The sequence below is a fragment of the Sorangium sp. So ce327 genome, assembly GCF_051530205.1.
Classification (GTDB): domain Bacteria; phylum Myxococcota_A; class Polyangia; order Polyangiales; family Polyangiaceae; genus Sorangium; species Sorangium cellulosum_B.
This window is the reverse complement of the sequence record NZ_CP150330.1, coordinates 5915766-5942500: the sequence shown is the minus strand read 5'-3', so window position 1 is coordinate 5942500 and position 26735 is coordinate 5915766. Positions and strand designations below refer to the sequence as shown.

19 protein-coding genes and 1 tRNA gene are annotated in these 26735 nt (G+C 71.7%); 14 read left to right on the top strand and 6 right to left on the bottom strand.

Going from position 1 to position 26735, the window contains the following annotated elements:
• Window positions 1-200: 200 nt before the first annotated feature.
• Window positions 201-5105, top strand: a complete 4905-nt coding sequence (locus WME95_RS22320; RefSeq protein WP_437910474.1) for an Lhr family helicase — start codon at window positions 201-203, stop codon at window positions 5103-5105.
• A 250-nt stretch (window positions 5106-5355) separates the two neighbouring features.
• On the opposite strand, the gene WME95_RS22315 is transcribed toward WME95_RS22320, so the two are convergent.
• Window positions 5356-5670 (bottom strand): KGG domain-containing protein, encoded by a 315-nt coding sequence (locus WME95_RS22315; RefSeq protein WP_437910473.1) that lies wholly within the window; start codon window positions 5668-5670, stop codon window positions 5356-5358.
• Between the two features lie 731 nt (window positions 5671-6401).
• On the opposite strand from WME95_RS22315, the gene WME95_RS22310 reads away from it, so the two are divergent.
• The 3 genes from WME95_RS22310 to WME95_RS22300 all read left to right on the top strand — a co-directional run bounded on the left by WME95_RS22310 (window position 6402) and on the right by WME95_RS22300 (window position 10264).
• Window positions 6402-7742, top strand: coding sequence for a hypothetical protein (locus tag WME95_RS22310; RefSeq protein ID WP_437910472.1), 1341 nt, complete (start codon window positions 6402-6404; stop codon window positions 7740-7742).
• Between the two features lie 396 nt (window positions 7743-8138).
• Window positions 8139-9695 carry a pre-peptidase C-terminal domain-containing protein gene (locus tag WME95_RS22305; protein WP_437910471.1) on the top strand — a complete coding sequence of 519 codons (1557 nt, stop codon included), beginning with the start codon at window positions 8139-8141 and terminating at the stop codon, window positions 9693-9695.
• A 296-nt stretch (window positions 9696-9991) separates the two neighbouring features.
• On the top strand, window positions 9992-10264 hold the full coding sequence (locus WME95_RS22300; protein ID WP_012236596.1) for a hypothetical protein: 273 nt from the start codon (window positions 9992-9994) through the stop codon (window positions 10262-10264).
• An 86-nt stretch (window positions 10265-10350) separates the two neighbouring features.
• On the opposite strand, the gene WME95_RS22295 is transcribed toward WME95_RS22300, so the two are convergent.
• Window positions 10351-10989 (bottom strand): response regulator, encoded by a 639-nt coding sequence (locus WME95_RS22295; protein WP_437554539.1) that lies wholly within the window; start codon window positions 10987-10989, stop codon window positions 10351-10353.
• Between the two features lie 360 nt (window positions 10990-11349).
• Here WME95_RS22295 and WME95_RS22290 point away from each other — a divergent pair, with 360 nt between their 5' ends.
• A complete protein-coding gene (locus tag WME95_RS22290) occupies window positions 11350-12276 on the top strand; it encodes a lysophospholipid acyltransferase family protein (protein WP_437910470.1) in 927 nt (308 codons plus the stop codon).
• Window positions 12277-12440: 164 nt separating this feature from the next.
• Here WME95_RS22290 and WME95_RS22285 read toward each other — a convergent pair whose 3' ends face one another.
• The 3 genes from WME95_RS22285 to WME95_RS22275 all read right to left on the bottom strand — a co-directional run bounded on the left by WME95_RS22285 (window position 12441) and on the right by WME95_RS22275 (window position 16451).
• A complete protein-coding gene (locus WME95_RS22285) occupies window positions 12441-13193 on the bottom strand; it encodes an ABC transporter ATP-binding protein (RefSeq protein ID WP_437910469.1) in 753 nt (250 codons plus the stop codon).
• A 61-nt stretch (window positions 13194-13254) separates the two neighbouring features.
• On the bottom strand, window positions 13255-14850 hold the full coding sequence (locus WME95_RS22280) for a hypothetical protein (RefSeq protein WP_437554533.1): 1596 nt from the start codon (window positions 14848-14850) through the stop codon (window positions 13255-13257).
• Window positions 14851-15104: 254 nt separating this feature from the next.
• Window positions 15105-16451 carry an alpha/beta hydrolase family esterase gene (locus WME95_RS22275; protein ID WP_437910468.1) on the bottom strand — a complete coding sequence of 449 codons (1347 nt, stop codon included), beginning with the start codon at window positions 16449-16451 and terminating at the stop codon, window positions 15105-15107.
• Between the two features lie 462 nt (window positions 16452-16913).
• Between WME95_RS22275 and WME95_RS22270 the strand changes: the two genes are divergently transcribed.
• From WME95_RS22270 to WME95_RS22245, 6 genes are all read left to right on the top strand, one after another.
• Window positions 16914-17141, top strand: coding sequence for a hypothetical protein (locus tag WME95_RS22270; RefSeq protein WP_437554529.1), 228 nt, complete (start codon window positions 16914-16916; stop codon window positions 17139-17141).
• A 208-nt stretch (window positions 17142-17349) separates the two neighbouring features.
• Window positions 17350-19110 carry a serine/threonine protein kinase gene (locus WME95_RS22265; protein ID WP_437910467.1) on the top strand — a complete coding sequence of 587 codons (1761 nt, stop codon included), beginning with the start codon at window positions 17350-17352 and terminating at the stop codon, window positions 19108-19110.
• Complete coding sequence (locus tag WME95_RS22260; protein ID WP_437910466.1) at window positions 19103-19717, top strand: hypothetical protein; 615 nt, start codon at window positions 19103-19105, stop codon at window positions 19715-19717. Before WME95_RS22265 ends, WME95_RS22260 begins: the two co-directional genes overlap by 8 nt.
• Window positions 19718-19824: 107 nt before the next feature.
• Window positions 19825-21186, top strand: a complete 1362-nt coding sequence (locus WME95_RS22255; protein WP_437910465.1) for a glutamine synthetase family protein — start codon at window positions 19825-19827, stop codon at window positions 21184-21186.
• Complete coding sequence (locus WME95_RS22250) at window positions 21183-22337, top strand: iron-containing alcohol dehydrogenase (RefSeq protein WP_437330632.1); 1155 nt, start codon at window positions 21183-21185, stop codon at window positions 22335-22337. Before WME95_RS22255 ends, WME95_RS22250 begins: the two co-directional genes overlap by 4 nt.
• A gap of 195 nt (window positions 22338-22532) precedes the next feature.
• Window positions 22533-23171 carry a sterol desaturase family protein gene (locus WME95_RS22245; RefSeq protein ID WP_437910464.1) on the top strand — a complete coding sequence of 213 codons (639 nt, stop codon included), beginning with the start codon at window positions 22533-22535 and terminating at the stop codon, window positions 23169-23171.
• Window positions 23172-23423: 252 nt separating this feature from the next.
• Here the strand turns inward: WME95_RS22245 and WME95_RS22240 are convergent, their stop codons facing one another.
• Window positions 23424-23744 (bottom strand): hypothetical protein, encoded by a 321-nt coding sequence (locus tag WME95_RS22240; RefSeq protein WP_437910463.1) that lies wholly within the window; start codon window positions 23742-23744, stop codon window positions 23424-23426.
• Between the two features lie 274 nt (window positions 23745-24018).
• Here WME95_RS22240 and WME95_RS22235 point away from each other — a divergent pair, with 274 nt between their 5' ends.
• From WME95_RS22235 to WME95_RS22225, 3 genes are all read left to right on the top strand, one after another.
• Window positions 24019-24561 carry a hypothetical protein gene (locus WME95_RS22235; RefSeq protein WP_437554517.1) on the top strand — a complete coding sequence of 181 codons (543 nt, stop codon included), beginning with the start codon at window positions 24019-24021 and terminating at the stop codon, window positions 24559-24561.
• Window positions 24562-24727: 166 nt separating this feature from the next.
• Window positions 24728-24800 (top strand) — tRNA-Gly (locus WME95_RS22230).
• 305 nt (window positions 24801-25105) lie between these two features.
• Window positions 25106-26554 (top strand): flippase, encoded by a 1449-nt coding sequence (locus WME95_RS22225; RefSeq protein ID WP_437910462.1) that lies wholly within the window; start codon window positions 25106-25108, stop codon window positions 26552-26554.
• The last annotated feature ends 181 nt before the right edge of the window (window positions 26555-26735 follow it).

The following is a 26735-nucleotide window of genomic DNA, read 5'->3' as shown; positions in this document are numbered from 1 at the left end:
TGCCGGGCGGTGTTCCATGCGTAAGCTCCCGGTCCCCGCCTTGGCGGATGGCCAGCGCCCGCCCGCCCCCGCCGCGTGGACCCACCCGCCGGCGCGGCTGGCGCGGCTGGAACGATCTGTTGCGCCGCCTCCCGCCGCGAGGGATGGCTCTTGCATACCCAGCAACCCCCGCTCAGGCAGGGATCGCGCAAGCGCCGCCGATGGCCAAGAGACGCCCCCCCGCACCCGATCCGCTCGACCGCTTCCACCCCGCTACCCAGGCGTGGTTTCGCGCGGCTTTCGCCGCGCCCACCCCCGCCCAGGTGCAGGGCTTCCCGCCCATCCTCGACGGCGCCTCCACCCTGCTGCTCGCGCCGACCGGCTCGGGCAAGACGCTCGCGGCCTTCCTTGCGGCCATCGACCGGCTCATGGCGTCGCCCGAGCCCGAGGCCGCCGAGCGCTGCCGCGTCGTCTACGTATCGCCCCTCAAGGCGCTCGCGATCGACGTCGAGCGCAACCTGCGCGCGCCGCTCGCCGGCATCGCCGCCGCCGCCGAGCGCCTCGGCCTGCCCTACCGCGTCCCCCAGGTCGGCGTGCGCTCCGGCGATACCGCGCCCGAGGACCGCGTCCGGCTCGCCAAGAGGCCGCCGGACATCCTCATCACCACCCCGGAGTCGCTCTACCTCCTGCTCACCGCGGCCGCGCGCGATCGGCTGCGCGCCGTCGAGACCGTCATCATCGACGAGATCCACGCGCTCGTCGCGACGAAGCGCGGGGCGCACCTGGCCCTGTCCCTCGAGCGGCTCGAGGCGCTGCGATCCGCGCCGCGACCGATGCAGCGCATCGGCCTTTCCGCCACGCAGCGACCGCTCGACGAGGTCGCGCGGCTGCTCGGCGGCGGCGAGACCGACGGCGCCGGCGGGCGCTTCGCGCCGCGGCCGGTGACCCTCGTCGACGCGAGCGCCCCGAAGGCCCTGGAGCTCCGCATCGAGGTGCCCGTCGAGGACATGACCAAGCTCGGCGAGGCCGCCCGCGCTGGCGAGGGCCCGAGAGGGGCGCCCGCCGAGCCGGCGCAGCGCTCGATCTGGCCGAGCATCCACCCGCGCCTCGTCGAGCTCGTCCGCGCCCACCGCACCACGATGATCTTCGTGAACAGCCGGCGCCTCGCCGAGCGCCTCGCCGCGGCGCTCAACGACACCGCCGGCGCCGAGATCGCGCTCGCGCACCACGGATCGATCGCCCGCGAGCAGCGGCAGCAGATCGAGGAGCGGCTCAAGGCGGGCCTCCTGCCGTGCATCGTCGCGACCTCGTCGCTCGAGCTCGGCCTCGACCTCGGCTCCGTCGACCTCGTGATCCAGCTCGAGGCGCCGCCCTCGGTCGCCGCCGGGCTCCAGCGCGTCGGGCGCGCGGGGCACGAGGTCTCCGGCACGTCGCGCGGCGTCGTCTTCCCGAAGCACCGCGGCGATCTGCTCGCCTGCGCCGCCGCCGCGTCCCGCATGCGCGAAGGCAAGGTCGAGGCGACCCTTTACCCGAGGAACCCGCTCGACGTCCTCGCCCAGCAGATCGTCGCCATCGCCTCGATGGACACCCTCCACGTCGACGCGCTCTTCTCGCTCGTTCGCCGGGCGGCGCCCTTCGCCGAGCTGCCCCGCGCGAGCTTCGAGGGCGTGCTCGACATGCTCTCCGGCCGCTACCCCTCCGACGAGTTCGCCGAGCTCCGGCCCCGCATCGTCTGGGACCGGGTGGGCGGCGCCGTGCGCGCCAGGAAGGGCGCGAAGCGCCTCGCCGTCGTCAACGCCGGCACCATCCCCGACCGCGGCCTCTACGGCGTCTTCCTGGACACCGGCGGCGACGCCGCGCGCCCCGGCCGGCGCGTCGGGGAGCTCGACGAGGAGATGGTCTTCGAGGCCCGCGAGGGCGAGGTCTTCCTCCTCGGCGCCTCCTCGTGGCGCATCACCGACATCACCCATGACCGCGTCCTCGTCGTCCCCGCCCCGGGCGAGCCGGGCAAGATGCCGTTCTGGCGCGGCGACCAGGCCGGGCGCAACGCCGAGCTGGGCGCCTCCATCGGCGCCCTCGCGCGGCGCCTCGCCGCGCTGCCCGACGGCGAGGCTGAGCGCACGCTCGCGGACGAGCATGGCCTCGACGAGCGCGCGGCCTCGAACCTCGTCCGGTACGTGCGCGACCAGGCCGCGGCCACGGGCGACGTCCCGAGCGACCGCACCCTCGTGATCGAGCGGTTCATCGACGAGGTCGGCGACCACCGCATCTGCCTCCTCTCGCCGTTCGGCGGCCGCGTCCACGCGCCGCTCGCGACCTGCATCTCCGAGCGGTGCCGCCTCGAGCTCGGCCTCGCTGTCGACACCGTGTGGACCGACGACGGCATCGTCCTGCGGCTGCCCGAGTCGGAGTCGCCCCCCGACGCGAAGCAGCTCCTGCCGCAGGCCGACCAGGTGGAGGAGCTGCTCGTCCGCGGCCTCGGCGACACCGCCCTCTTCGCCTCGCGCTTCCGCGAGTGCGCGGGCCGGGCGCTGCTCCTGCCGCGCAAGTTCCCCGGCAAGCGCTCGCCGCTCTGGGCCCAGCGCAAGCGCGCCGCCGACCTGCTCGCCGTCGCGTCGCGATACGGCTCGTTCCCCATCCTGCTCGAGACCTACCGCGAGTGCCTGCGCGACGTCTTCGACCTCACGGCGCTCGAGGATCTCCTCAGGCAGATCGCCGCCCGAAAGGTCCGCGTGGTCACGGTCGACGTCCGCGCGCCGTCTCCGTTCGCGGCCACGCTGCTCTTCACCTACGCCGGCAATTTCATCTACGAGGGCGATCTGCCGCTCGCCGAGCGAAGGGCGCAGGTGCTCACGATCGATCACAGCCGCCTGCGCGAGCTGCTCGGCGAGGCCGAGCTGCGCGAGCTGTTCGACGCGGACGCCGTGCTGGCCCTCGAGGCGTCGCTCCAGCGCCTCGACGGCCGCGCGCCGCTCAAGCACGAGGACCAGGCGCACGATCTCCTGCTCTCGCTCGGCGATCTCACGCGCGACGAGATCGCCCGGCGCGCGGCCGCTCACGACGCCCCGCCCGAAGCGGCCCCCGAGCGCGCCGGCGCGTGGATCGACGAGCTCCTCCGGGACCGGCGCGCCATCGAGGTCCAGATCGGCGGCGAGCGCCGCGTCGCCGCCGCCGAGGACGCGGGCCGCCTGCGCGACGCCCTCGGCGTGGTGCCGCCGCTCGGCCTCCCGATCGCGTTCCTCGAGCCCGTCGCGGACCCGCTCGGCGAGCTGGTTGCCCGCTACGCGCGCACGCACGGGCCCTTCCGCGCCGACGACGTGGCCCGGCGCTTCGGCCTCGGCCCTGCGCCGGTGCTGGCCGCGCTCGCGCGCCTCGCCGAGCGAGGCCGCGTGGTCGAGGGCGAGTTCCTCCCCGGCGGCCGCGGCCAGGAGTTCTGCGACGCCGAGGTGCTGCGCTCGCTGAAGCGCCGCTCGCTGGCCCGGCTGCGCGCCGAGGTCGAGCCGGTCCCGCCGGAGGCCTACGCCCGCTTCCTCGCCGACTGGCACGGCCTGCACCGTCGCCGGCGCGGCCTCGACGGCTTGCTCGCGGCGCTCGAGCAGCTCCAGGGCGCGCCCCTCTCGGCCTCCGCCCTGGAGGCCGAGATCCTGCCCGCCCGCGTCGAGGGCTACCGGCCCGGTGATCTCGACGCGCTCTGCGCGGCCGGCGAGGTCCTCTGGCGCGGCGTCGAGCCGGTCGGCGACGGCGATGGCCGCGTCGCGCTCTACCTGGCCGAGGCCTTTCCGTACCTCGCCCCGCCGCCTGGCCGCGCCGAGGGGGCGCTCGCCGAGGGCATCCGCGCCGCGCTCGCGCGCCGCGGCGCGCTCTTCTTCTCCGACCTGTCGCGCGAGACGGGCGCCTTCGGCGCCGACCTGCTCGCCGCGCTCTGGGATCTCGTGTGGGCCGGCGAGGTCACGAACGATACGCTCGCCCCGCTGCGCGCCCTCGGCCGCGCGTCCGGATCGAGCGGCCGGCGGCGCGACCGCGATCGCGCTGCGTCCAGCCGCGGCCTCGTGGCGCTGCGGGCGCGCCGGATCGGCCCGCCGGGGAGCGAAGGGCGCTGGTCGCTGCTGTCGTCTCCCGGCGCGTCCGGCGCTGCCGGCGGCGCGCCCTCCGGCGCGCCTGGCGAGACCGAGCGACGCGCGGCGCTCGCCCGCGCGCTGCTCGAGCGCCACGGGGTGCTCACGCGCGAGGCGGCGGCGGTCGAGGGGCTCGCCGGCGGCTTCTCCGCCGTGTACGACGTGCTCCGCGCCATGGAGGAGGCCGGTCAGGCGCGGCGCGGCTATTTCGTCGCCGGGCTGGGCGCTGCGCAGTTCGCGGTGCCCGGCGCCGACGATCGCCTCCGGGCCTGCCGCGAGCCGTCCGACGATCCCCGGACGCTCGTCCTCGCTGCCACGGATCCGGCGAGCCCCTGGGGCGCCGCCGTCCGCTGGCCCGAGCTCCCCGCGCCTGTCGACGGCGGCACCGAAGGCGCCGTCCGCGGCCCGGTCCGGCCGCAACGGGCCGCGGGCGCCCTGGTGATCCTGCACGACGGCCGGCTGCTCGCCTGGATGGGCCGCACCGAGCGGAGCCTCACCACGTTCCTGCCGGAGGCCGAGCCGGAGCGCGGCGACGCGATCCGGGCCATCGCCTCGGCGCTCGGGGCGCTCGTCGACGAGGGGCGGCGGCGCGCCGTGCTCGTGGCCACGATCGACGGCGAGCCTGCGCACAGCTCCCCCCTCGCGCGCGCGCTTTCGGACGTGGGCTTCACCTCCGGAGCGCACGGCTACCTCAAGCGGGCCATCACGCCCGAGGGGGGCGGGTGGCGGCCGCGGCACGCGCCGCCCGCGAACGCGCCCGACTGGGCTCGCCGCGCGGCGGCGGCGGGCCTCGATGCGCCGGAGGACGAGGTCGACGGCTTCAGGCCGCCGCCCGGGCTCCGCTCGTGGCCATCCGGCCCTCCGACCGGTGGATGGAGGATGTCGCCCGCCAGCGCGACCGCGGGCGGCGCGCAGGCGGCGGACGGCGGCGCGCCGGACGAGAGCGACCTCGACGACGACGACCCGGCGATGTTCGAGGACGGCGCGGGGATCGACGACGGCTCGGAGTAGCCGTCGTCAGGGGCTGGAGTGGCCCTCTCCGAACCAGTGATTCCGGGTACTGGCGTCTGGGTTAAAGCCATCACCCACCGTCGACCGGGGGGCGGGCGCGGCGGAGGGAGCGCTGCGGCGTCGCGCGTCTCGACAGCGCCAAGAAGGACCGCCGAGCAACCGTGAAAGGGGGAATACCTTTCGTGGTTCCTCGGCGGCTCTTCGTGGTCCTCGCGCCCTCGGGCGATCCCGAGCGGCGCGCCGGGACGGTCTAGTTCTGTTGGGGTTGTTCGTCCGCCTTCACCTGTTGCTCATGGCTTCCGCCGCGGCCCTTCCGGCTCCGGCCCTCGCTGTTCGTCGCCAGACTCCGCGCCTCGGCGCCCTTGCGCCCGATCTCGGCCATGTGTTCGCGGTTCTGACTGACAGCCTCGCCCCCCTTGCGGCCCGCTGCGCGCGCCTCCTCGGACGTGAACTCGTGCGCCGTGCCCTTCTCATGAGCTGCCTTGCCGCCCTGACTCGCGATCTGGCGCTGCTGATCCGCGTTCATCGCTGCGAAGCCTCGCTTGCTCTCGCTGGTCTGTCCCATGAATCACTCCTCGGATGGATTGCCTCGTGAACGCCACTCGACGACCGTGGCTACCTGCTGCTGCTTGGCCACATCAGGCCGGCGGTGCCGGCGACGCCGGGGCCATGCTGCAACGCGGGTGCCAGGCCGGGGAGCTCGGACGAATCTGCCGATGCGTCGAGGCCGGACAATTGATGACCATCGGGTCGCCAGGGTGTCGTCTCGAGGGCTCGCTGTGGCAAATTGCCTCACTGTGCGCTCCGCCGTGTCTGGTCGCCCCAGTCTGCGGGCTCCGTCGTGACAGGCTCACTGGAAGCGGCCGGTCGTCCGGATCGTCTTCTGTGGCTATCCTCTGATCGAACGAACCAGCGAGACCACTGCTACCATCGCGCAACACAAGAGCTCACGGTGGCCCTTTCAGGGTTCACCTGCGCGGCCGCCGCTGCTCACGATCGAGCGTCCGGCATCTCCGATGGCTCCTTTGCGCTCTGTCCACTCAGGCGGGCCTGTTGATTCTCGTGTGGTTGTTATTCTGCTGTGACATGGTTGAGTCGGGATGATCCAGGGGCCACCTTGACGGTCTTGTGACGGCAGCCTCCAGGCGGGGCGTCGAAGGGCTGCGGCGCTGGCGCATCGCGTCTTGACAACACGATGCCGCTGCCGCTCTCGTTGCACTGCATCATCACCTTCAGCGCCCGGCCCGACGACGAGGCTTCCGGGCGGCCGGGGTGACGACATTGCAGGAGATTCACATGGCGCTTGCGATCCAGGGGGCTCGTCTCGATGGGGGCCAGCTCTGCTCACCGAACATGACATCATGGCCGCGCCGCGCGCGCGGCCGGGCTCCGGGCTACGCGCGTGGCGCGGGCCTGGTCGCGCTCTCGCTGGCGCTCCTCGCCGGCTGCGGCGGCACCGGCGGCGCGGCGCCCGCGGAGAGCCCTGAGCCGGGCCCCGCGCCCGCGCCCGCGGCGAAGGAGCCTTTCAACATCGAGGAGGCGCTCGCCCGCGAGACAGGCGAGCTGCCCGCCCGGGAGCTCCGCGCCGCGGACTGGTCGGCGCGCGCGTTCGGGGCAGGGGAGGCGAAGATCGAGCCGAAGGAGAAGCTCGTCGCGATCTCCATCCCCCTCGGCACGGACACCCATGTCGAGTGCTTCGTCTACAATACGATGCTCGACTCGGGCGAGGTGATAAGGAACTTCATCGAGCTGCTCGACCCTGCGAAGGTGGAGGTCGCTCGCGTCGTTCCCTGGGAGGTGAGCGTGCACCGGGAGAGCCCCGCGGTGTTCGTGCAGGCCCTCTACCTCGTCCCGACCGCCGGCGGGAAGGCGGCCGGCCTGCTCAAGATCGCGCTGCACGCGGACAGGGCGCGCCCCATCGCCTGCCTGCATGACGAGGTCGGGTATGTCCGCACGTTCGAGCGGCTCGCCAAGGGGCTCTTCGACTCGTTCGAGTCGAAGAGCGCCGCGCCGAAGCCCGAGTACACGGACACCGTCATCCTGCGCCTCGACAAGGTCCCTGTCGGCTTCGAGACGAGCGATCTGCTCAAGGATGAGGGCGGCCAGCGGCGATGGTTCTCCCGCTCGGCCACCTTCCTGCCGCGTGACCCCAAATCTCTGCACATCGAGGATGAGGCGTCGAACGTGCTCATCGATCCTCAGGGGCAGATCAAGGAAGGCGTCTGGATCGAGACGTCGGGAGGCAAGGCGAACCACCGTATCGAGCTGTCCCAGAAGAAGAACTTCGAATACGAGTACTCGGGAGAGGTCGAGGGCAAGAAGGTCCAAGGGACGTTCACGCCGGCGGCCAAGGCGTGGCTCGCCTCGCCCGTCGCCACCGCCTCGGCGCTCGCCCGGCTCCTCAAGAAGAAAGGCTCCTTCGACCTGAAGCAGCAGGAGTACATGCCCAGCGTCGATCCGACGAAGCCTGTCGACGTCCAGTACCTCCGCGACGCCTCGGGCGCCGTCACCGTCTCTCTGAAGACGATGCGCCTCGTGGGCAGCCTCGCTCCGGACGGCCGTCCGGAAGCGTTCGAGATCTCCGCCGGTCCTCCCAAGCTGACGATCCAGCGAGCCTACGTCAGGGGCAAGCTGTAAAACCGCCCGCGGATGCGCTCCCGGGCCTGTCCGGGAGCGCCAAGGCGCTCGCCGACGGCCATGCGCGGCGGGCCTTGCCGGTCGGACACCATCGAGCGCAATCGCCAGCCGGCGCCGTCGGGGGGATTTCTATGGAATTGGAAAATTTCCGTACCGACAAAATGCTGTCGGTTGCGCTGGATGGCTGCAGCGCTTGAGTATCGTCGTCATTTTTATTGATTCATGACGATTTGGTGATCCTGCCTCGCTCGGATCAGGTTATATAACCTCCCGGCCGGCCGAACGACTCTTCGCTGGAACAAAGAATCATTTTTCGAGCGGAAGGAGCTCTCAATGCGCTCTGTGAGATCGCGTAGATCGCGTGTCTGCGGCTCGGCCAGCTTCAAGCTTGGCGTAATGACCGCGGGTGTATTCGCGCTTACGGCCTGCGTGTCGGATCTCGAGGACGAGCCGGTCGAGGACGTCGGCAGTAGCCAGGAAAGCTTCGAGGCGTTCGAGAGGGCCGCGTTCCGCGAGCCTGGCTCTGGTGTCTACATTGTCGATGGGGACACGCCCGTCGCCGACATCAAGCATCTCCAGGAGTTCTGGGAGACGTACGTACGAGATGGCGCTCTCAGCGTGCAACGCAGCGGCGGCAGCGATGTCGTCTGGTCGGCGGTCCAGAAGAAGAGCATCACCTACTGCGTGAGCACGACCTTCGGCGCGCGCCATGCCGCCGTCGTGGCGGCCATGGCTGTCGCCACGGCATCCTGGGAGAGCGCCGCGGATGTCGATTACATCTACCAGAGCGCTCAGGACGCGACCTGCACTGCTGGCAACAGCAACGTCGTCTTCGACGTGAGGCCGACGAACTCCGGCGGCCAGTACATCGCGCGGGCGTTCTTCCCCAACGATACGCGATCGGTGCGGAACGTGCTGATCGACTTCAACGAGCTCCAGGTCTCTGGCGTCGCGCTCGAGGCAGCCCTGCGGCACGAGCTTGGCCACACGCTCGGCTTTCGGCACGAGCACACGCGCCCCGAGGCGGGGGTCTGCTTCGAGGACAACGCGTGGCGCGCGCTGACCACCTATGATTCGGATTCCGTCATGCACTATCCCCAGTGCAACGGCACCGGCGACTGGAACTTTGTGCTGACCGCAAGAGACATCCAGGGGGCCCAGACGCTCTACGGCCCGCCTGGCGGCGCCGGCGGTAGCGGCGGTAGCGGCGGCGCTGGTGGGGGCAGTGGCGGTAGCGGCGGCGCTGGTGGCGGTAGCGGCGGCGCTGGTGGCGGTAGCGGCGGCGCTGGTGGCGGCAGCGGCGGCAGCGGCGGCAGCACGACGGTGACCGAGAACTTCAGCAGCAGCGTCAACGCAGGTGCGTTCGCGGACATCGGACCGAGCGCCGGTTTCGCTGTCACGCCGGGGACTGGCCTCACTGTGGTGATGACCGGCACCGGCGATCCCGACCTCTATGTGAGGTTCGGATCGGCGCCGACGACGGCCTCGTACAGCTGCCGCCCGTACCTCTCCGGGGCATCCGAGACGTGCACGTTGACCGTGCCGACAGGGCAAACCAAGGCGTACGTCAAGGTCAGAGGGTACAGCGCGGCCACCTGCAACGTGGCGGTGACCTATACCCGATCGAGCGGCCCCAGCAGCGGCGGCGGCACGGCCACGTCGGCCACCTTCAACGGCCGCCTCGCGGCGGGCGCCTCGGCGTCGCACGGGCCCCTCTCGGTGGTTCCTGGCACGAACCTCCGGCTTGTGATGACCGGCACCGGAGACCCTGATCTCTACGTGAGGTTCGGCGCCGCGCCGACCCTGACCTCGTACGACTGCCGTCCGTATCTGGATGGCGCCGCGGAGACCTGCAATTTGACGGTCCCGGCGGGGCAGACGCAGGCCTTCCTCTCGGTGAACGGCTTCGCGGCCAGCACATATCAGCTGAGCGCGACCTACACGGCCCCTTAGTCAGGGCGGGGCCCCGCTGACGCGTCGAGCCATTCGAGGGAATGGATTGGCCGAAGGGTCGCCCAACCGGGTGTGTCCGCACCCATCGAGGGCGTCATTTCGGCGTGACGCGACGCGCCTCTGCTGGCGGCGACCTGGACACCACCGCTGACGAGCCATCGATACGGGGAGGTGGGTATCAGGCGCAGGATGAGCAGAGTACGGAGAGCCCATCGTCCAATCTGCGAGCGACATCTCGCACAAAAATCGTCGCCGAAAACTGGGCACCTCAAGGGAACCCTTCCTAGGGTGCTCTCATGGACAAGAAAATTTTAGCCGCAACTCTCCTGCAGGCTCTGGCCATGGCGCAACGCGAAGGACGCTCCGAGACACTCGACTCGCTGGTCGAGAAGCTGCGCGTTCGCCGCCGGGATATCCGCGGCACGCTGACCCTGCTCCACCGCCAGGGCATGCTGGACGTGCTCCACATGCGACTCACGCTCTCCGGGTTCGCCATCGGCTCGGCGCTCATCGGAAAGACGCTGCCGGCGCTCCGGGCAGCTCCGCGGGCTTCCACCGCGGCGGCGTGAGCCAGCGCCGCGCTGCACGCCGCGCGCGGTGACGGCGGCGCGCGAGCTCCCGGCGCTCGCCGGGCGCTCCCGCGCGACGGCGCCGCCTAGGCCTCGACGAGGCCGGCTCGCACGGCGAGGCGGGTCAGGTCGGCCACGCTGTGCGTCGCCACCTTCGCGCAGAGGCGCGCCCGGTGCGTCTCGACCGTCTTCACGCTGATCGAGAGCTGGGCGGCGACCTCCTTGGCCGAGAGACCCATCGCGAGCAGCCGCAGCACCTGCCGCTCCCGGTCGCTCAGCGCGGCCACCATGTCGCCCCTGGCGGCGGCGTCGCGCCGCTGGAGCGCGCGCACCATCGCGGCGCTCACGTCCGGCGATACGGCCGTGCGCCCCCGGACGACGGTGCGCAGCGCCTCCACGAGATCGGCGAGCCGGCTCTGCTTCGAGAGATATCCATCGGCGCCGGCCCGCATCGCCTCGGCTACCCGGAACTCGTCGCGGTGCATCGAGAGCACGATGACGCGGAGCTCTGCGACGCCCTTGAGCTCCCGGATGAGGTCGACGCCGCTGCGGTCAGCGAGGCCGAGCTCGATCACCGCCACCTGACAGCGGTGGATCTCCTGCGCTCGGAGCGCCTCCTGCCCGCTTCCAGCCTGAACGACCTCGCTCACCCCCGGCTGCGACGTCAGCGCGTACGCCAGCGCTTCCCGGACGACGTTCTGGTCATCGACGAGCAGGATATTCATGTCGAAGGCCCCCCTTATCAAAGGGCCTTGTAACAGACTACTTTGAGCTCCATGAACCTGTTTTATCGGTAAGGATTCGCCTGGCGACGGCGATTCGGTTCCTGTGATGCTGGACTGGGCTCCTCGCAGAGCGCCTTGGACGAGCGCAGGAGAGAAATCGGCGTCGGGCCGATGGCCCTGGAACGTCGTTTCATCCGAGCGGGGCGTTGTGCCTCGGTGGGGGCGCATGCGCTCCAGCAGCTCGCAGCCCGCAGCCCGCGCGTCTCGTGACGAGCCCTCGGCAGGCTCGCGAAGGCGGCGCGGGGCCCGCGCCCGATGCCTCTCCCTCGGCCGTTATGTTTGCGGTAGATAGGCTGCCGCATGCCTCGCCCGCGCGGAGCGCTCTTCTCCGGTCTACGCCATGACTCGGCCTTCTGGCGCCGCGCCCTCGCCGCGGGCGTCAGGCGCGGGCCGGAGCCCTTGGTGCGCCATAGCCCTCCGGTCTTCGGCGTGCTCTTCGCGGCCGCGCTCCCCGAGCTGCGCCGGCGCGTCGAGCAGAACCTCCGCCGCGTCCGCGGGCCGCGGTCGCGCCTCGTCGACCTGCTCGACAGCAGCGCGGTGTTCGCCGCCTACGGATGCTGCATCGCCGAGGCGCTGCTGCTCGCGAGCGATCGCGGGTACACGGTGGCGCGGCGCTCCCGGGGCGTCGAGCACTACCACGCGTGCGCTGCAGCGGGCCGGGGGGTCATCATCGTCACCGCGCACACCGGGGGCTGGGACATCGCCGGCCAGATCCTCGGCGCGGTGCATCCGGCGGGCGTCATGCTGGCGATGCAGCGGGAACGGGACGCCGAGGCGCGCGCGATCCAGGATGCGGCCCGGCAGCGCGCTGGTGTCCAGGTGGTGCACATCGGCGATGGACCGCTGGACGCCCTGCCGCTCCTCAAGCACCTGCAGCGAGGCGGCGTGGTCGCGATGCAGATCGATCGCGCGCCGCCCGGGATGCGCAGCCGGGAGGTCACCTTCCTCGGCGGCCGCTGGCGGGCGCCCGAGGGGCCGATCGCGCTCGCCGCGATGAGCGGCGCGCCGATCTTGCCCGTGTTCACGCACCGCCTGGGCTTCCTCGACTACGAGGCGGTCGTGGCGCCGCCGATCCGGCTCGCCCGCCGGGCGACCGAGGAGGAGCGGGACGCGGCCGCGGCCGAGATGATGGGCGCCCTGGAGCGCTTCGTCCGGGCTCACCCGACACAGTGGTTCCACTTCACCGGCGACGGCCCGGTCGCGCCGGCGGAGGACGGGACGGGTTGAGCTGAACAGCGGAGAAGACCGCAAGTTGGCCGATCAGCGCAAAGGCGGAGAGGCGGAGGCGAGCCGAAAGAACGCCAGAGACATCGAGAGAAGAGATTTCTCTCCGTGTCCTCTTGGCGTCTTTGTTTCTTGTCCCAGCGCGCCTTGCGCGGCGCGGCGCCGCTCTACAGCGGCCCTTCGGTCAGCCCGTGGACGAATTGCCTCACGCGCGGGTCGTCGCTCGCCTTCGCTTCTGCGGTGGTGCCGTCGAAGATGAGCCGCCCGCGGTAGAGCATCCCCACCCGGTCGGTGACGGTGAGCAGCCGGTCGAGATCGCTCGAGACCATCACCACGGTCGCGTTCATCGCCCTCTGCTCGGCGCGGAGCAGGTCGAAGATGCGCTGCGACGTGACCGGGTCGAGGCCGGCAGCGGGCTCGTCGTAGAGGACGATCTCGCCGCGCGCGATCGTGGCGCGGGCGACGCCGACGCGCTTCTTCTGGCCGCCGGACAGCCCCGCCGGCGTCCGTCCCTCGAAGCCCGCGAGAGACACCGCGCGGAGCCGCTCCGCGACCCGCTCCTCGATCTCGTCCTCGCTGAGATCGTAGAGCCGGCGCAGAGGGAACGCGATGTTCTCCCCGACGGTCATGTAGTCGAACAGCGCGTTGTTCTGGAACAGCATCCCGAACTTGAGACGGAACGTCTGGAGCTCGAGGTCGCTGAGCGCGTGGACGTCCTTCCCGTCGACGAGCACGCGCCCGCGATCCGGCCGCAGGAGCCCGGTGATCATCTTGAGCAGCACGCTCTTGCCCGAGGCGCCCGGCCCGATGAGCCCGTAGAGGCAGCCGGCAGGCACGTCGAGGTCGACGCCCCGGAGTACCGGCATGCCCCCGAAGCTCTTCGTCAGCTGCTCGATCTGGATCATCGGTCGCGTGGACACGGTCGCCGGGGAGGGGCGCGCCGGCCTCGATGCTCGGCGGGGAGGGGCGCGCCGGCCTCCTTTACTTGAACGTCGTCCGGGCGACGTCGAGCCGCGGGTGGGACGGGAACGACATCCCGCGGATTTGCCCGGAGATGCACGAGGCGACGCTCGGGTTCGACGGGCTCGTCGTGACGGTGACCCCCACGGCGCGGCCGTTCTGCACCGCGGCGCAGACGTTCACCTCCATGCTCGAGGGCACGTTGCACGCATTCAGGTACGTGCCGCGGTTCAGCACGTTGCCGTAGGCGCCCGCCGTGAGGTCGGCCGGGCCGTTGTTGCCCATCTTGTACTCCTCGACATAGCGCGCCTGCGCCGCCTCACAGCTCAGGCCAGTGCCGAGCGTCGGGTAGCTGCCGCCGCCGCTCGGCCGCGCCCCGCCCCCGGCGCGCCCGGTCTTGCCGCTGCCGAGGCCGGCGTCGACCTCGATCGCGACGCGGTCGGTGGCGCCCTGCACCGCGAGCTCCTGCTCCTTGTGGCTGCGTTCGCGGTACCACCAGCCCGCGCCCGCGGCGAGGATGACGCCCATCAGGGCGAGACCGAGCAGCGCCTTGTACTGCGTGCCCTGCTTCTCGGCCGACACGACGGCGTCGAGCGCGCGCTTCTCCTGCACGATGTCCCGGTTCAGCTTCGCCTGCTCGGCGAACGGGGCGAACTCCTCCCAGTCCTGGATCGCGCGCTCCTCCGCGGAGAACGTGTCGCGCAGCACCTGATCGCCTGTGAAGGAGCCGGACGCGATCTGCTGGAGCAGCTCCACGGACGAGAACGGCCCATGGTCCATGCCGTCCTTGATGACGACGTACCGCGGCCGAGGATCGGACTCGAGCGCGGCCTTGAGATCCGCGAGCTTGCGGGTCGGATCGTTGCCGTGCAGGCGCTGCGGCTGGTTGATCGGGATGGCGACCGCGAACGGTCCGTCCCCGGAGACCGCCTGGATCCTCGGCACGGACGGCGCCGACGGGACGCGCGCTTCCTCCTGGTGCCCGGTCGGCGGCATCATCGAGAGGTTGACGTCGACCTCGAACTCGCCGTCGGCATCGAGGTGCGACGTGTCGGCGCTCGGGGGCATCGACGAGGCGCTCGGGACGATCTGGTAGAGCGCCTGCGCGAGGGCGGCGAGATCCGCCGGGCGGTGCTTCGGATCGGCCACGAGCGACTTGCCGAGCACCGTTTCCAGCGCGGGCGGCAGGTCCGGGATCACGTCCGCCGGGCGCCGCATCCCGGGACCGACGCTGCTGTTCGTGAGCATCTCGTAGAGGATGGCCCCCACCGCGAAGACGCTCGCGCGCGCGTCGCCTTCGTTGCCCTTGCGCTCCTCGGGCGCCAGGCAGGCGCGGTCGCGCGGTAGCAGAGGAGGGGTGTGGGCGAGCTCCTCGATCAGCTGGATGGTGCCGTTCGCGCCGTGACCGAGGCACGAGGGGTGCACGAACATGGTCCGCCCCTGCGCGTGCAGCTCGTGCAGCTGGGTGCAGAGCGGCACGGCGAGGCCGATGGCCTCACGGATGTCGAAGCGGCGACCGGTCGCGCGGCGCGACTCCATCTCGGCGCGGAGCGTGCCGGCGGGGATGGACATGCCGGCCGGCAAGGGGGTGAGCAGGGGCTGGACCTGAGCGGACATCGGGGACGAACACTACGACAACACGCCGGGTCCGCTCAACGCCGCACCGCAACGTTGCAGTGTCGACGTGCGGCGAAGCCAGGTGCATACGTGGGACGAGCAGTGCGGGCGTGCGCTTGCGGCGTCAGCGTTCGTCAGCGCTCGTCAGCGCGTGTTTGCGTTGGCTTGCGTCCGCTGGTGTCGATCAGCGTCCGTGCGCGTCGGTCAGCGCGCGTTTGCGTTGGTCTACGTCCGGGTGCGTCGGCCGGCGTCGGTCAGCGCGTGTTGGTGCCGGTCTGCGTCCGGGGGCGCTGAGCGGCCTCGGCCGCGGCGGCGTCCGCGCCGAGCGCAAGGACGTGCCCTGCGAAGAAGCGGAGCAGGTCGGTCTCGCGCGACTTCGGCCAGCGGGCGTGGTTGATGGCGCCCTTCTTGGCGGAGCAGCGGTTCCGGAGCGCGCAGTGGGGCTCGTCCCTGCCGGCCTCGTCGAGGCGCAGGAACGAGGTGTGCGCGGAGAGCGCGTCGCGCGCGCGCAGCCATCGCTCGACCGACTCACATGGGAACGTGTCATCGCACGCGCGGTAGACCGCCATCGCGGGCGGGGGAGGGCCGGGGCACGCCCACTCGGCGGGCGGCGCGTTGCTGCCGAACGTGGCGAACGCCGCGACGCGGTCCGCGCGCATCATGGCGTACGTCGCCGCCATGTGGCCGCCGTAGGAGCCTCCGAGCGCGTAGACGCGCCGCCGGTCGACGAGCTTCTTCTCGAGCAGCTGGTCGACGAAGGCGTCGACGGTCGCGACGTCGACGTTGCCCTCGCCGGTGAACTCGACGTCGAACGGCGCGGTCGGCGTGTACATCTTCGTGCCGCGCTCGCGCTCGGCCTGGCTCGGCGTCTTGAAGGCGCGGCCCTGGGGCGCGAGGACGATGAAGCCCGCGTGGGCCGGGTCGCCGGTCAGGTTCCACGTGGCGCCGAGCTTGCGCAGGCCCGTCTCCTTGTCGACGCTCGTCGGGTTGTCGCCGTCGGCGTGGAAGAAGACGATGAGCGGCAGCGGCGCGCGCGTCTCCACGCCGCTCGGCGCGATCACGCAGGCGTAGCGGGGCGACCCCTCGGCGTCGCGCGTCTCCAGCACCTGGGCGCCGCGGCACGGCGGCCTGCCGAGCGTCTTGCGGAGCTCTCGCCCGGGGCGCCCCTGCTCGGCGACGCAGCTCCCTTCGCTGGGAAGCCTGGCCTCGGGCGGCTTCGTCGGCGGCGCGGCCGCGCTGGCCGGACCGGCCGCGCGGGCGCCTGCGTCCTGCCGGGCCGCCGAGGGCCGCGGCTGCCCGCCGTCGGCCACGGCTGCGCCGGCGTCCTGCTCGAAGACGCCGAGCAGGTCGCCGCCGTCGACCCCCGACGACGGCGTGGAGCACGCCGCCGCGATCCACGCCGCGGCGCCGGCGAGCGCGGCGGCGAGCAGGGCGCGGCCGCGCCGGAGGCCGGGAAGGTCCAGCGTCGAGGTTCGGTGCGGGCGGCGCCGGGGCTGGGGTTGAGGCACGCGCGCACTGTAGTACGTGCAGCTGTCGCGCTGAACCAGCCCGGCATGGCTCGACGGGTCGAACCGGGGCGCGAGCCGAGGTACACCGGACACCTCACGGCGCATCCCGCGGCTCAGCTGGGTTCGGTAGAGCCGCTTCCATCCCGAAGACCGGTGTCGCGGGCATCGAGCGCCTCATCGCGCTGGCCTCGCCACATCACCCGTGAAGCAGACGAGATCGATCGGTATCCCATCCTTCGCGAGATCATCGAGGTTCCTGGCCTGTTGTCTGGATACGGTCAGAAGGAGCAGGCCGCGGGCCGCAGCGGAGGCAGGAAGTGCCACTGAAGGCGATCGGAGCGAGTTGGAATACGGCGCGGTGACCCCGGGCGGCCATCGAAGTAAGATGTCTTACCTGTCGAGCGCTGCCGGGAGGTGATCGGAGCGAGCTGGAGCGGCGAGTCGCCCCAGCCCTCCGGTGCGTCGGCTCCGTGCCCGCCGGGGACGAAAACGCGACGGCGGACGCCGCTGCCTTGCGGGGAGGCCCTTCATGGCTAGGCTGTCCGCGGCCCACCCATGACACTCTTCGATATCCTCGTCGGCGCCGCGCTCGCGGCGGTCCTTGCTTTCCAGGTCTACGTCACCGTGCGCGTCTTCCGGAGCCGCGTCTACGAGCCCAAGCAGAAGGTCTGGCAGGCGCAGCTCGTCTGGCTCCTGCCGATCATCGGCGCCGGGCTCGTGTTCACGATCCTCCAAGAGGAGGACCGGGCCCACCGCGACGCCTCCTCGCACCTCCGGAGCTGAGCCGGCGCCTCCCGGCCGCGCGGCCGCCTTGCGGCCACGTGCGGTCACGCTGAACCGTCGACCTCGCTCCCTTCTCCGTCCTCTACGCCCATCTGGTCACCCCGGCCCCTCCCCAACGCGGGGGGACCGGCAGACCTGGGACGATCGAACAGGAAAATTAGGTTTCACCCTTCGGTCCAGCGGCCCCGTGCGCTATGGCTCAGGGAGCATGGCGGACGACGTCTTCGGCATCGTCGGGACCACGCAGGCGGGTAATTTCCACGTCGAGCAGGTGGTCGCGGAGGGAGGATTCGGCGTGGTGTACCGCGCGCTCCACGCCGGCTTTCGCGCGCCTGTCGCCTTGAAATGCCTGAAGGTGTCCGAGGCGAAGACGCCGCGCGAGCGGCAGCTCTTCCTCGAGAAGTTCCGCGAGGAGGCCCAGCTGCTCTTCCGGCTCTCGGCCTCGATCCCGGAGGTCGTCCGCCCGCTCCACGTCGACGTGCTGCACCTGAAGCGAGGGGAGTTCGTCCCCTTCCTGGCCCTCGAGTGGCTGGAGGGCGAGTCGCTCGACAAGGTCATCGATCGACGGAGGCTCAAGGGAGAGCCGCCCATCCCGCTCCACAGGCTGATGAAGATGATGCGCCCCATCGCGCAGGCGATCGCGCGCGCGCACCGCTTCCCGAGCCCGAACGGCACGGTGTCGATCATCCACCGCGACCTCAAGCCCGAGAACATCTTCATCACGACGCAGGAGGGGACGGAGCGGCTGAAGATCCTCGACTACGGCATCGCGCAGGCGAAGACGCTGGCCGAGCAGGCGGTCGGACGGGTGACGAACGGCGACCCGCTGAACGCGTTCTCCCCGGCGTACGGCGCCCCCGAGCAGTGGGCGCCGAAGCGGTTCGGGCAGGCGGGAACTTGGACCGACGTCTGGGGTCTGGCGCTCACCATGGTCGAGGCGCTCGTAGGGCGGCAGGTGATCGACGGCGAGGCGCAGGCGATGATGGGGACGGCGCTCGACGTGAAGCGCCGGCCCACGCCCCGGGCCGAGGGCGCCAACATCCCGCCCGAGGTCGACGCGGTGTTCGAGCGCGCGCTCGCGGTGAGCCCGCGCGACCGCACGCGCGACATCGAGGCCTTCTGGACGGAGCTGGAGGCGGCGATGGGGCTCCCGGCCACCTTCGGGCGGACCTCCGCGCAGGACGACGCGTACTCCGTTCCGCCGCCTCCGTCGTCGTCGATGCGCGCGGCCCCGCAGGTCAAGCGCGCCGCGCACGTGTGGCTCGACACGCCCAGCGACGCCGGGTCGCTCGAGCTCGACCTCGACGTGGCCCCGGCCTCGATGCGCTCGCCGAGGGGAGGGCGCCGCGAAGGTCCCGCGAGCAGCGTGCGCCCGCCGCCGCCCTCGGATTCGGCCGGGCTCGAGATGGACCTCCCCGAGGCGCCGCAGAGCGCGCGGGGCAGAGGCATGGGCGTGATCGTCCCGGAGAGCATGCCGACGAGCGCGCGAGGCCGCGCCGGCTTCGCGGAGTCGACGCCCGTGGGCGCGCTCCCGCGCGGCGGCGGCATGGAGAGCGCCCCGCCGAGCATGCTCGCGCGCGGGGGCGGGATGATCGAGAGCACGCCGCCGCTCGAGATGGCGCTCAGCGTCGCGCCGCGCACGACGTCGGTCGCGCCGGCCGCGGTGCGCGCGCTGTCGGACATGCCGTCGAGCAGGTACCGGCCGACCGCGCGTCCGCCGGCGGACGTGCGGCCGCGCCCGCCGGACCCGAAGCCGCTCGGCGGGCCGACGCTCCTCCAGCAGCTCGGGCTGCCCGTGGCCTGCATCGTGTTCGCGTGCGTGGTCACGGTGGCCGACCTCATCATGAAGCAATCGGGCGAGGCGCTGAGCTTCGGCCCGGTGCGCTCGTTCTGGGTCGCCGGCGTGCTGCTCCTGTTCGGCGTCGGGCTGTTCTTCTGGCGCATGCTCGGAGATGCTGGAGATGCCTGATCTGACGCACGGGAGCGCCGCCGCGGGCGAGCGCGCCGATCAGAGCGTGTCGGCCCGCTTCACGCGGCTGATGAACGCGTCGACCTCGCGGTGGGGCGTGCTCACCGATCCCCCGCTCGTGGCGCTCGCCTCCGGCGTGTTCCTGCTCGTCTTCCTCGGGGCGCTCGGCCGCGACGCGGGCCCCGCGGTCGCGCGCGCGCTCGGGGTCCTCGTGTTCGCGCCGATCTCGGTCGCGCTCGCCGTCAGCGTGGCGCTGCGCGGCGCGCGTCGCGCCGTCGTCGCGTGGCTCGCGCGCCAGCCGTTCCCGGTGGAGAACCTGAACGCCGTGCTGAACGGCCTGGGCGAGGCGCTGGAGGTCACCTTCGTCGGCGCGGCGCCGGAGGCGGCGGAGCTCAACGTCGAGCTCGACAAGGTGCACCCGGACGCGTTCGTGACGGGGGGCGTCGAGGACGCGCGCACGCTGGACATCCGCATCGGCGTCGTCGACTCGAAGCGCAATCCGGCCGCGACGAACCACGAGCGCTACGCGCGCGTCCGCGAGCTCGTCGAGCGCGTGCTCGTGCCGCTCGCGGAGCGCTATCCGATCCAGGTCGTCCGGGTGAAGTGAGCGCGCGCCGGACGCGCGCATCCAGATGGCGGGGCGCCCTGCGGTCGTCGCGCGCCTCGCGCGGGCGCTTGCCATGTCGCCCCGTTCCCCTGCTATCGTCGCGGCCCATGACCGCCTCGACCTCCGAGAAGCTCCTCTCCGATCTGGAAGCGCGGGGCATCACCCGCGCCAAGATCGGCGGCTTTGACATCGACGGCATCCTGCGCGGGAAGTACGTCTCCATCGAGAAGCTGAAGAGCGCGCTCAAGAGCGGCTTCGGCTTCTGCGACGTCATCTTCGGCTGGGACATCGCCGACGTCCTCTACGACAACGCCAAGGTGACCGGCTGGCACACCGGCTACCCGGACGCGCACGCCGTCCTGGATCCGAGCACGCTGCGCGACATCCCGTGGGAGCCGGGGACCGTCGCGATGCTCGCCGACTTCCGCGACGAGCGCGGCGGCCCGCACCCCGCGTGCCCGCGCTCGCTCCTCCGGAGCGTCATCGCGAAGGGCGAGCGGATGGGGTTCTCGGCGAAGTTCTCGTGCGAGTTCGAGTTCTTCCTCTTCGAGGAGACGCCGCGCTCGCTGCACGAGAAGCGGTTCGCCGGCCTGACGCCGCTCAGCCCCGGCATGTTCGGCTACTCGTGGGTCCGCGAGGGGCAGAACAAGAAGCTCATGGCCGCCATCCTCGATCAGATGCAGGCCTTCGACGTCGAGATCGAGGGCCTGCACACCGAGACCGGCCCGGGCGTGTACGAGGCGGCGATCCGCTACGACGACGTGCTCCGCGCCGCGGACAAGGCCGCGCTCTTCAAGGTCGCCATGAAGCAGATCGCCCACGAGCACGGCCTGTCGGTCACGTTCATGGCGAAGTGGAACGCCGATCTCCCCGGATCGAGCGGCCACCTGCACCAGAGCCTCTGGAAGGACGGCCGCAACGTCTTCGAGGACGCGTCGTCGCCCGATCGGATCCCGGCGGCGCTGCGCCACTACGTCGGCGGCCAGATCGCCATGATGCCCGAGCTCACGGCGATCTACTCGCCGACGATCAACGCCTACAAGCGGTACGTGCCCGGCGTCTGGGCACCGCTCACCGCCAGCTGGGGCGTCGAGAACCGCACGGCCGCGATCCGCCTCATCGGCCTTGGCACGCCCGGCGCGCGCGTCGAGTACCGGCAGACGGCCGCGGACATCAACCCGTACACCGCCATGGCCGCGTGCCTCGGCGCGGGGCTCCACGGCATCGAGAACGGCGTCGAGCCGCCGGCGCAGGCCGCCGGGGACGCGTCGTCCGCCGAGTCCTCGCGCCTGTCGCTGCCCCGTACGCTCGCCGACGCGACCCGGATGCTCGCGGGCAGCAAGATGGCCCGCGAGATCCTCGGGGAGAGGTTCGTCGAACACTATGTCCTGACGCGCGACTGGGAGGTGCGGCAGTACGAGCGCGCGGTCACGGATTGGGAGCTGAAGCGTTACTTCGAGGCGGTGTGATCATGAGCCAGTTCACGGTTTGGAGCTTTCCCACACGCATCCTCTTCGGCGCCGGCGTCGTCGAGCAGACAGGCGCCGAGGCGCGCCGGCTCGGCGCGGCGAGGGCGCTCGTCGTCACGGACAAGGGCGTCGTCCGCTCGGGGCTGCTCGAGCCCGTCGCCGCGTCGCTGCGGAAGGAGGGCCTCGAGGTGGCCGTCTTCGACGACGTGCTCGGCAACCCCATCGAGAAGAACGTGCACGACGGCGTCGCCGCGTTCCGCGCGGCCCGCGCCGATCTCGTCGTCGCCCTCGGGGGCGGCTCGCCGCTCGACGTCGGCAAGCTCGTGCGGCTCGGCGTGAACCATGATCGGCCGCTCGTTGACTACGACGACGCCACGGGCGGCGACCGCTTCATCACGCCCAACGTCCCGCCGATGCTCGCGATCCCCACGACGGCCGGGACCGGCAGCGAGGTCGGCCGCTCGGGCGTCGTGACGCTCGACGTGAACCACCGGAAGACGGTGATCTTCTCGCCGCACCTGCTCGCGAACGCCGCGCTGCTCGATCCGGTGATGACGCGGTCGATGCCGGCCTTCCTCACGGCGGCGACGGGCTTCGACGCGCTCACCCACTGTATCGAGGCGTACGTCGCGAAGGGCGATCACCCGATGGCCGACGGCATCGCGCTCGAGGGGATCCGCCTCGCCGCCGCGCACCTCGCGCGGGCGGTCACGCACGGCGACGATCTCGAGGCGCGGGGCGGCATGATGAAGGCGGCGATGATGGGCGCGGTCGCGTTCCAGAAGGGGCTCGGCGCGTGCCACTCGCTCGCGCACCCGCTCTCGAGCGAGTGCGGCCTGCACCACGGCCTCGCGAACGCCCTCTGCCTCCCGCCGGTCGTCGAGTTCAACGTCGCCGCGGCCGCGCCGCGCCTCGCGCGCGTCGCGGCCCTGCTCGGCGCGCCCGAGGACGCCGCCGCTTGCGCCGACGCGATCCGCGCCCTGCGCGCCCGGATCGGGCTCGCGGCCGGCCTCGAGAAGGCAGGCGTTCCGCGCGACAAGCTCGACGCGCTGGCCGACCTCGCCGCCCAGGACGCGTGCCACACGAGCAACCCGCGCCCCTGCTCGCGCGACGATCTCCGCCATCTCTACGAGGCGTCCTTCGCGAGCTGATCGCGCGCCTGCCTCGGGCCGGGCGCGGCTCGCGGCGGACGCCGGGTTGACGCGCACGCGTCGCCGCCGCGGAAAGATCGCGCCGGCGAGCGCCTGCCGTGACGGGATCATGGTCATTTCCCGGTGTCCAGCGGGCCGTTGGGCGCCGGCCTACCGCTGGCCGACAATGGATAAATGCGGTACCAGGGGTGCACGATGACCGTCACCTCCACCGAGCGCACCGCGCGTCCAGCGACATGCCAAATGTTCGAGACGCCGCTCATCGAGCGGTTTTCGCGGATCCATCCGATCACACCGTTCGTCTTCTGGCTGCCGGTCTACGGCTATCTGGGCGTGCGCGCCGCCCGGCATGGTGTCGGCCTCCTGACCGGGCTCGGGCTCGTGCTGGTCGGCCTGTTTCTATGGACGTTCGCCGAGTATGTCCTGCACCGATACGTGTTTCACTACGTCGGGCCGCGCCTATGGCAGCGCCGGATGCATTTCGTTCTCCACGGGGTGCACCATGATTTCCCGCAAGATGCGGACCGGCTGGTGATGCCGCTCGGCGCGAGCATCCCCCTCGGCATCGTGTTCTACACGCTGTTTCGCGTCGTCTGTGGCCCTGTTCCGGCGGATCCGCTGTTCATCGGCTTCGGCCTCGGATACCTGGCATACGACGGTACGCACTATGCCATTCATCACTTCCGGATGAGCTCGCGCTGGGGGAAGTGGATCAAGCGTCATCACATGGTCCATCACCACACGGGAGAAAATGCCCGGTGGGGCGTGTCGTCGCCGCTCTGGGACTGGGTCTTCGGCACAATGGGCACGTCGCAGGCGGGAAAAGGCAGCTGAGCGGGACAGCGGCGCGCTCCGGAGCGCGCCGGCGCTGATCGTCGACAGGGTGGGAATGGGCCCGGAGCGCGGCGGGTTGAGGGGCCATGAAGCGGTCGCGCCCGGACGCTGGTGCTTGCGCGGGAGATGCTGCGCAGCAGCGCCGCGCGGGGCCGCGCGGCCGCGATCGCACGGCGCCTGCCCAGGCTCAGGCGCGCGGCGGATGGATCTGCTCGACGCGCGGACCGAGGAGGTCGCGGCGCGTCGCGGGCCTCACGGCGAGGAGGCGGTGCCGGGAGGAACGAGCCCTGCCGCAGGCGAGGCGCTCGCCGCAGGCAGCCGCCTCATGGCGCCCGCATCGAAGGTGCGGAGCGTGTTGCGCCCGCAGTAGGGGCACAACCACGCCACGTCGAACCGGTCGAGGTGAGCGTTGATGCTGTGCGCCGGCGCGAGCTCCTTGTCGGCTTCACCGGCGGCCGACCGGCCGCGGGGACTCCGGGTGGCCCACCCGGCGGTGACGTGCCGGTGCTCGTCCAGGGTGGCTGACAGGCTTGCCTGGCACTCGCAAGGAGTGGAGATGAGAAACCGACTCATGCGTGACCGTCCTTCGTAGATGTTTCCGTAGACCTTGCTGGCATGCCGCATCGCGGCGTGCTTGCGGGCGCCGCGGCTGCGAACCGCGAACGAGACGCGGCGAACGAGAACCGAGACGAACGAGAACCGAGACGAACGAGAACCGAGACGAACGAGAACCGAGAACCGGCGACGAGGAAAGAAGCGCGCCCTCATATAAAGGTTGATCAGTTTGAGCTCAAGGGGTGTTAGTCTGGGGCACGGTTGCCCTGATGTAGCTGAGGAAGGGGAGTCCATGACCGTTCGACGTGCACCTCGTGAGCGCGAGACGCCGCCCTCGGGCAGGTTGCAGGTCGTCGAGGCCCGCCGGCCTGGGCCGCGCTCGGTGCGCGGCTTCAGGATCCTGCTTGCGCACGACGCCCGCGCCGCGACCTGCGACGCGCTCGCCCGCGCGATCGAGGGTGCGCTGACGAACGTCGAGATCGTGGACGCTTCGTCGATCGACGACGCCCTGCTCGCGTCGGCGACCGAACGGTTCGACGCATGCCTCGTCTGCCTGGATCTTCCGCCGGCCCCGCTCGGCGGCGCGCGCCTCGCGAGCGAGCTCGTGGACAGCAACCACCCGGTCGTGCTCGTCACGCGGAGCCTGCGCTGGCTGCCGCCGGACAGGCCCGTCCTGCACCAGCTGCCCTGGATCCCGCCGGACGCGGGCACGATCGAGATCTCCAGCGCGATCGCGGCGGCGACCAGCGACTGCGACAGCGCCATCCGCGTGCGCTCGCCGCTGCCGGGCGAGACGCTCGGCGCGCCGGCGCTCCGCGCGCGCGCGCGCCGGTAGCTGCGCGGCTGGGCCGGGCGCGGCGTGGAGAGGGCGCCGAGCCCCGCCTCCGGTCGAACCGGGCGAAGACGTTGAAAACGCGAAGACGTGAAGACGTCGGGATCGAAAACGAAATGAAGGGGTTGCGAAGCGGCCCCGGATTCGGTAGAAGCTTCCTCCACCTCGCGCGGGACTAGCTCAGTTGGTAGAGCATCAGCTTCCCAAGCTGAGGGTCGCGGGTTCGAATCCCGTGTCCCGCTCCGAGGATCGCCGACCCCCTTTTGCGCTGGCGATCCTCCTGCACCTCGGGTGCTTCGAGGTTGAAGGACGTCTCGCGTTGGAGCGCCGTTTCAAACGGCACTTCGTGAGCGAACGGCCTATCGGACGGCGCTTCGTGCCGAGCTCGGGCGACGGCGCTCGCTGAGCGAGCGCCTACGCTCGCGCCGCCGGGCAGCGCTCGCTGCGCGAGACGGACGCGCTCTGGGGGCGCACGACGCTCGAATCGGGGCCGGTCCCGCTGCGCGGACAGCGGCGCCCGACAGCATGGGGACACCGGGAGGTGTTCATGAAGGATGGCCGGCGCATCGCGCTGAACGCGGCGCTGATGCTCCTGAAGCAGGCGATCATGGCCGTCCTTGGCGTCGTGTTCGTCGGCTATCTCGCGCGGAAGGTGGGGGTCGCCGCCTGGGGGGAGTTCCAGGCGTCGCTCGCGATCGCGGGGATCGTGACGATCGCCGCCGGCGTCGGGGTGAGGGGATACCTGGCCCGGGAGGTCGCCGTGAAGCCCGAGCTCGGGCCGCGTCACCTCGGCGCAGCGCTCGCCATCCGGGGCGTGACCGGGACGGTGGTGCTCGGCGCGACCGTGGCCGTCGTGCTGGCGACGCGCTCGGGGCTCGGCGCGCAGCTCATCGTGCTCGCCGCGGCTTCCCAGCTGGCGACGCTGCTCTACTCGACCATGTGGCTCTCGTTCGAGGCCCACGAGCGGTTCCAGTACATCCTGTACGCGGAGCTCGGCGCGCGGCTGTTCGTCATCGCGCTCTCGGCGGCCTTGCTCGCGCTCGGCTTCGGCGTCGTCGCAGCGGCCGTGGCGTTCCTGCTCGGCAACGTGCTGGAGCTCGCCATCACCTCGCATTATCTCCGCGCCCGCCTCTACCGGCCCGAGCTCACGACGCCGCCCGCCGAGCTCTGGCAGATCGCGAAGCGCAGCCTGCCGATCGGCGCGCTCGGGGCGCTCTCGAGCGCGCTGCTCCAGATCGACCGCGTCATGCTCCGCGCCCTCTGCGACGAGCAAGCCGTCGGGGTCTACAGCGCCGCCTTGGTGCTGAGCGAGAACTTCAGGATGCTCCCCGACGTCCTGCTCGGCGCCGCCTTCGCGGCGGGCATGCGCCTCTACGCCCAGGATCGCGACGCGTTCGGGCGCCTCTACGGCGGTTGCATGCTCGTCGCCGCGCTCTTCGGGCTGCCCGTCGCCGCCGGCATCTTCCTGCTCGCGCCAGACGTCATCCAGCTCGTCTACGGAGGGGCGGGCGACTACGCCCCGGCGGCCGACGTCCTCCGGATCCTCGCGTGCGGCGTCCCCGTGACGTTCGCGTTCCAGGTCGTGACGCTGCCGCTGCTCGCGGCGAAGCGCGAGGTCGCGATGGTGAAGCTGCTCGCGCTGGCGCTCGTCGCCGACGTCGCGCTGAACCTGCTCCTCCTGCCGCGCTACCGCGCCATGGGCGCCGCGTGCGCGACGCTGGCCGTGAGCGCCGGCGCGCTGATCGCGTCGTGGGGGATCTCCGCGCGCTGGGCCCACGTCGTGGAGCTCGGCCGCATCCTCGCGGTCCTCGCCGCGACGGCGGTCATGGTCACCGCGGCCTACGTCGCGCGCGTCCTCGCCGGCATGTGGGCGTCGATCGCGGTGGGCGTCGCTGTCTACGCCGTCCTCCTCCTCGCGTTGCGCGTCGTCTCCTTCCGCGAGCTGCGCGCGCTGCTCGCGCGCCGCGTCCGCGCCTCACCCGCCACCGCGGCTTGACCTGCGTTCCATCGCGGGCGGGCCCGACGCTGCGCGCTCTTCTGCGCCGCTGTGTGGAACGCGGGGCCATCGAGTTTTCCGCATTTTCCGCCGGGAGCAGCGCTCGCCGTGGCTCTCCAAGGCTGCCGACATGCGCTCTCATCCGGCGGGATCGACGCAGAACCGCGCGATGCCCATGGCT

Bases quoted from the DNA above. Each gene is read 5' to 3' on its own strand.
- WME95_RS22320 (WP_437910474.1), top strand. From the start codon at position 201: ATGGCCAAGAGACGCCCCCCCGCACCCGATCCGCTCGACCGCTTCCAC.
- WME95_RS22315 (WP_437910473.1), bottom strand. From the start codon at position 5,670: ATGGGACAGACCAGCGAGAGCAAGCGAGGCTTCGCAGCGATGAACGCG.
- WME95_RS22310 (WP_437910472.1), top strand. From the start codon at position 6,402: ATGGCGCTTGCGATCCAGGGGGCTCGTCTCGATGGGGGCCAGCTCTGC.
- WME95_RS22305 (WP_437910471.1), top strand. From the start codon at position 8,139: ATGACCGCGGGTGTATTCGCGCTTACGGCCTGCGTGTCGGATCTCGAG.
- WME95_RS22300 (WP_012236596.1), top strand. From the start codon at position 9,992: ATGGACAAGAAAATTTTAGCCGCAACTCTCCTGCAGGCTCTGGCCATG.
- WME95_RS22295 (WP_437554539.1), bottom strand. From the start codon at position 10,989: ATGAATATCCTGCTCGTCGATGACCAGAACGTCGTCCGGGAAGCGCTG.
- WME95_RS22290 (WP_437910470.1), top strand. From the start codon at position 11,350: ATGCCTCGCCCGCGCGGAGCGCTCTTCTCCGGTCTACGCCATGACTCG.
- WME95_RS22280 (WP_437554533.1), bottom strand. From the start codon at position 14,850: ATGTCCGCTCAGGTCCAGCCCCTGCTCACCCCCTTGCCGGCCGGCATG.
- WME95_RS22270 (WP_437554529.1), top strand. From the start codon at position 16,914: ATGACACTCTTCGATATCCTCGTCGGCGCCGCGCTCGCGGCGGTCCTT.
- WME95_RS22265 (WP_437910467.1), top strand. From the start codon at position 17,350: ATGGCGGACGACGTCTTCGGCATCGTCGGGACCACGCAGGCGGGTAAT.
- WME95_RS22260 (WP_437910466.1), top strand. From the start codon at position 19,103: ATGCCTGATCTGACGCACGGGAGCGCCGCCGCGGGCGAGCGCGCCGAT.
- WME95_RS22255 (WP_437910465.1), top strand. From the start codon at position 19,825: ATGACCGCCTCGACCTCCGAGAAGCTCCTCTCCGATCTGGAAGCGCGG.
- WME95_RS22245 (WP_437910464.1), top strand. From the start codon at position 22,533: ATGACCGTCACCTCCACCGAGCGCACCGCGCGTCCAGCGACATGCCAA.
- WME95_RS22240 (WP_437910463.1), bottom strand. From the start codon at position 23,744: ATGAGTCGGTTTCTCATCTCCACTCCTTGCGAGTGCCAGGCAAGCCTG.
- WME95_RS22235 (WP_437554517.1), top strand. From the start codon at position 24,019: ATGACCGTTCGACGTGCACCTCGTGAGCGCGAGACGCCGCCCTCGGGC.
- WME95_RS22225 (WP_437910462.1), top strand. From the start codon at position 25,106: ATGAAGGATGGCCGGCGCATCGCGCTGAACGCGGCGCTGATGCTCCTG.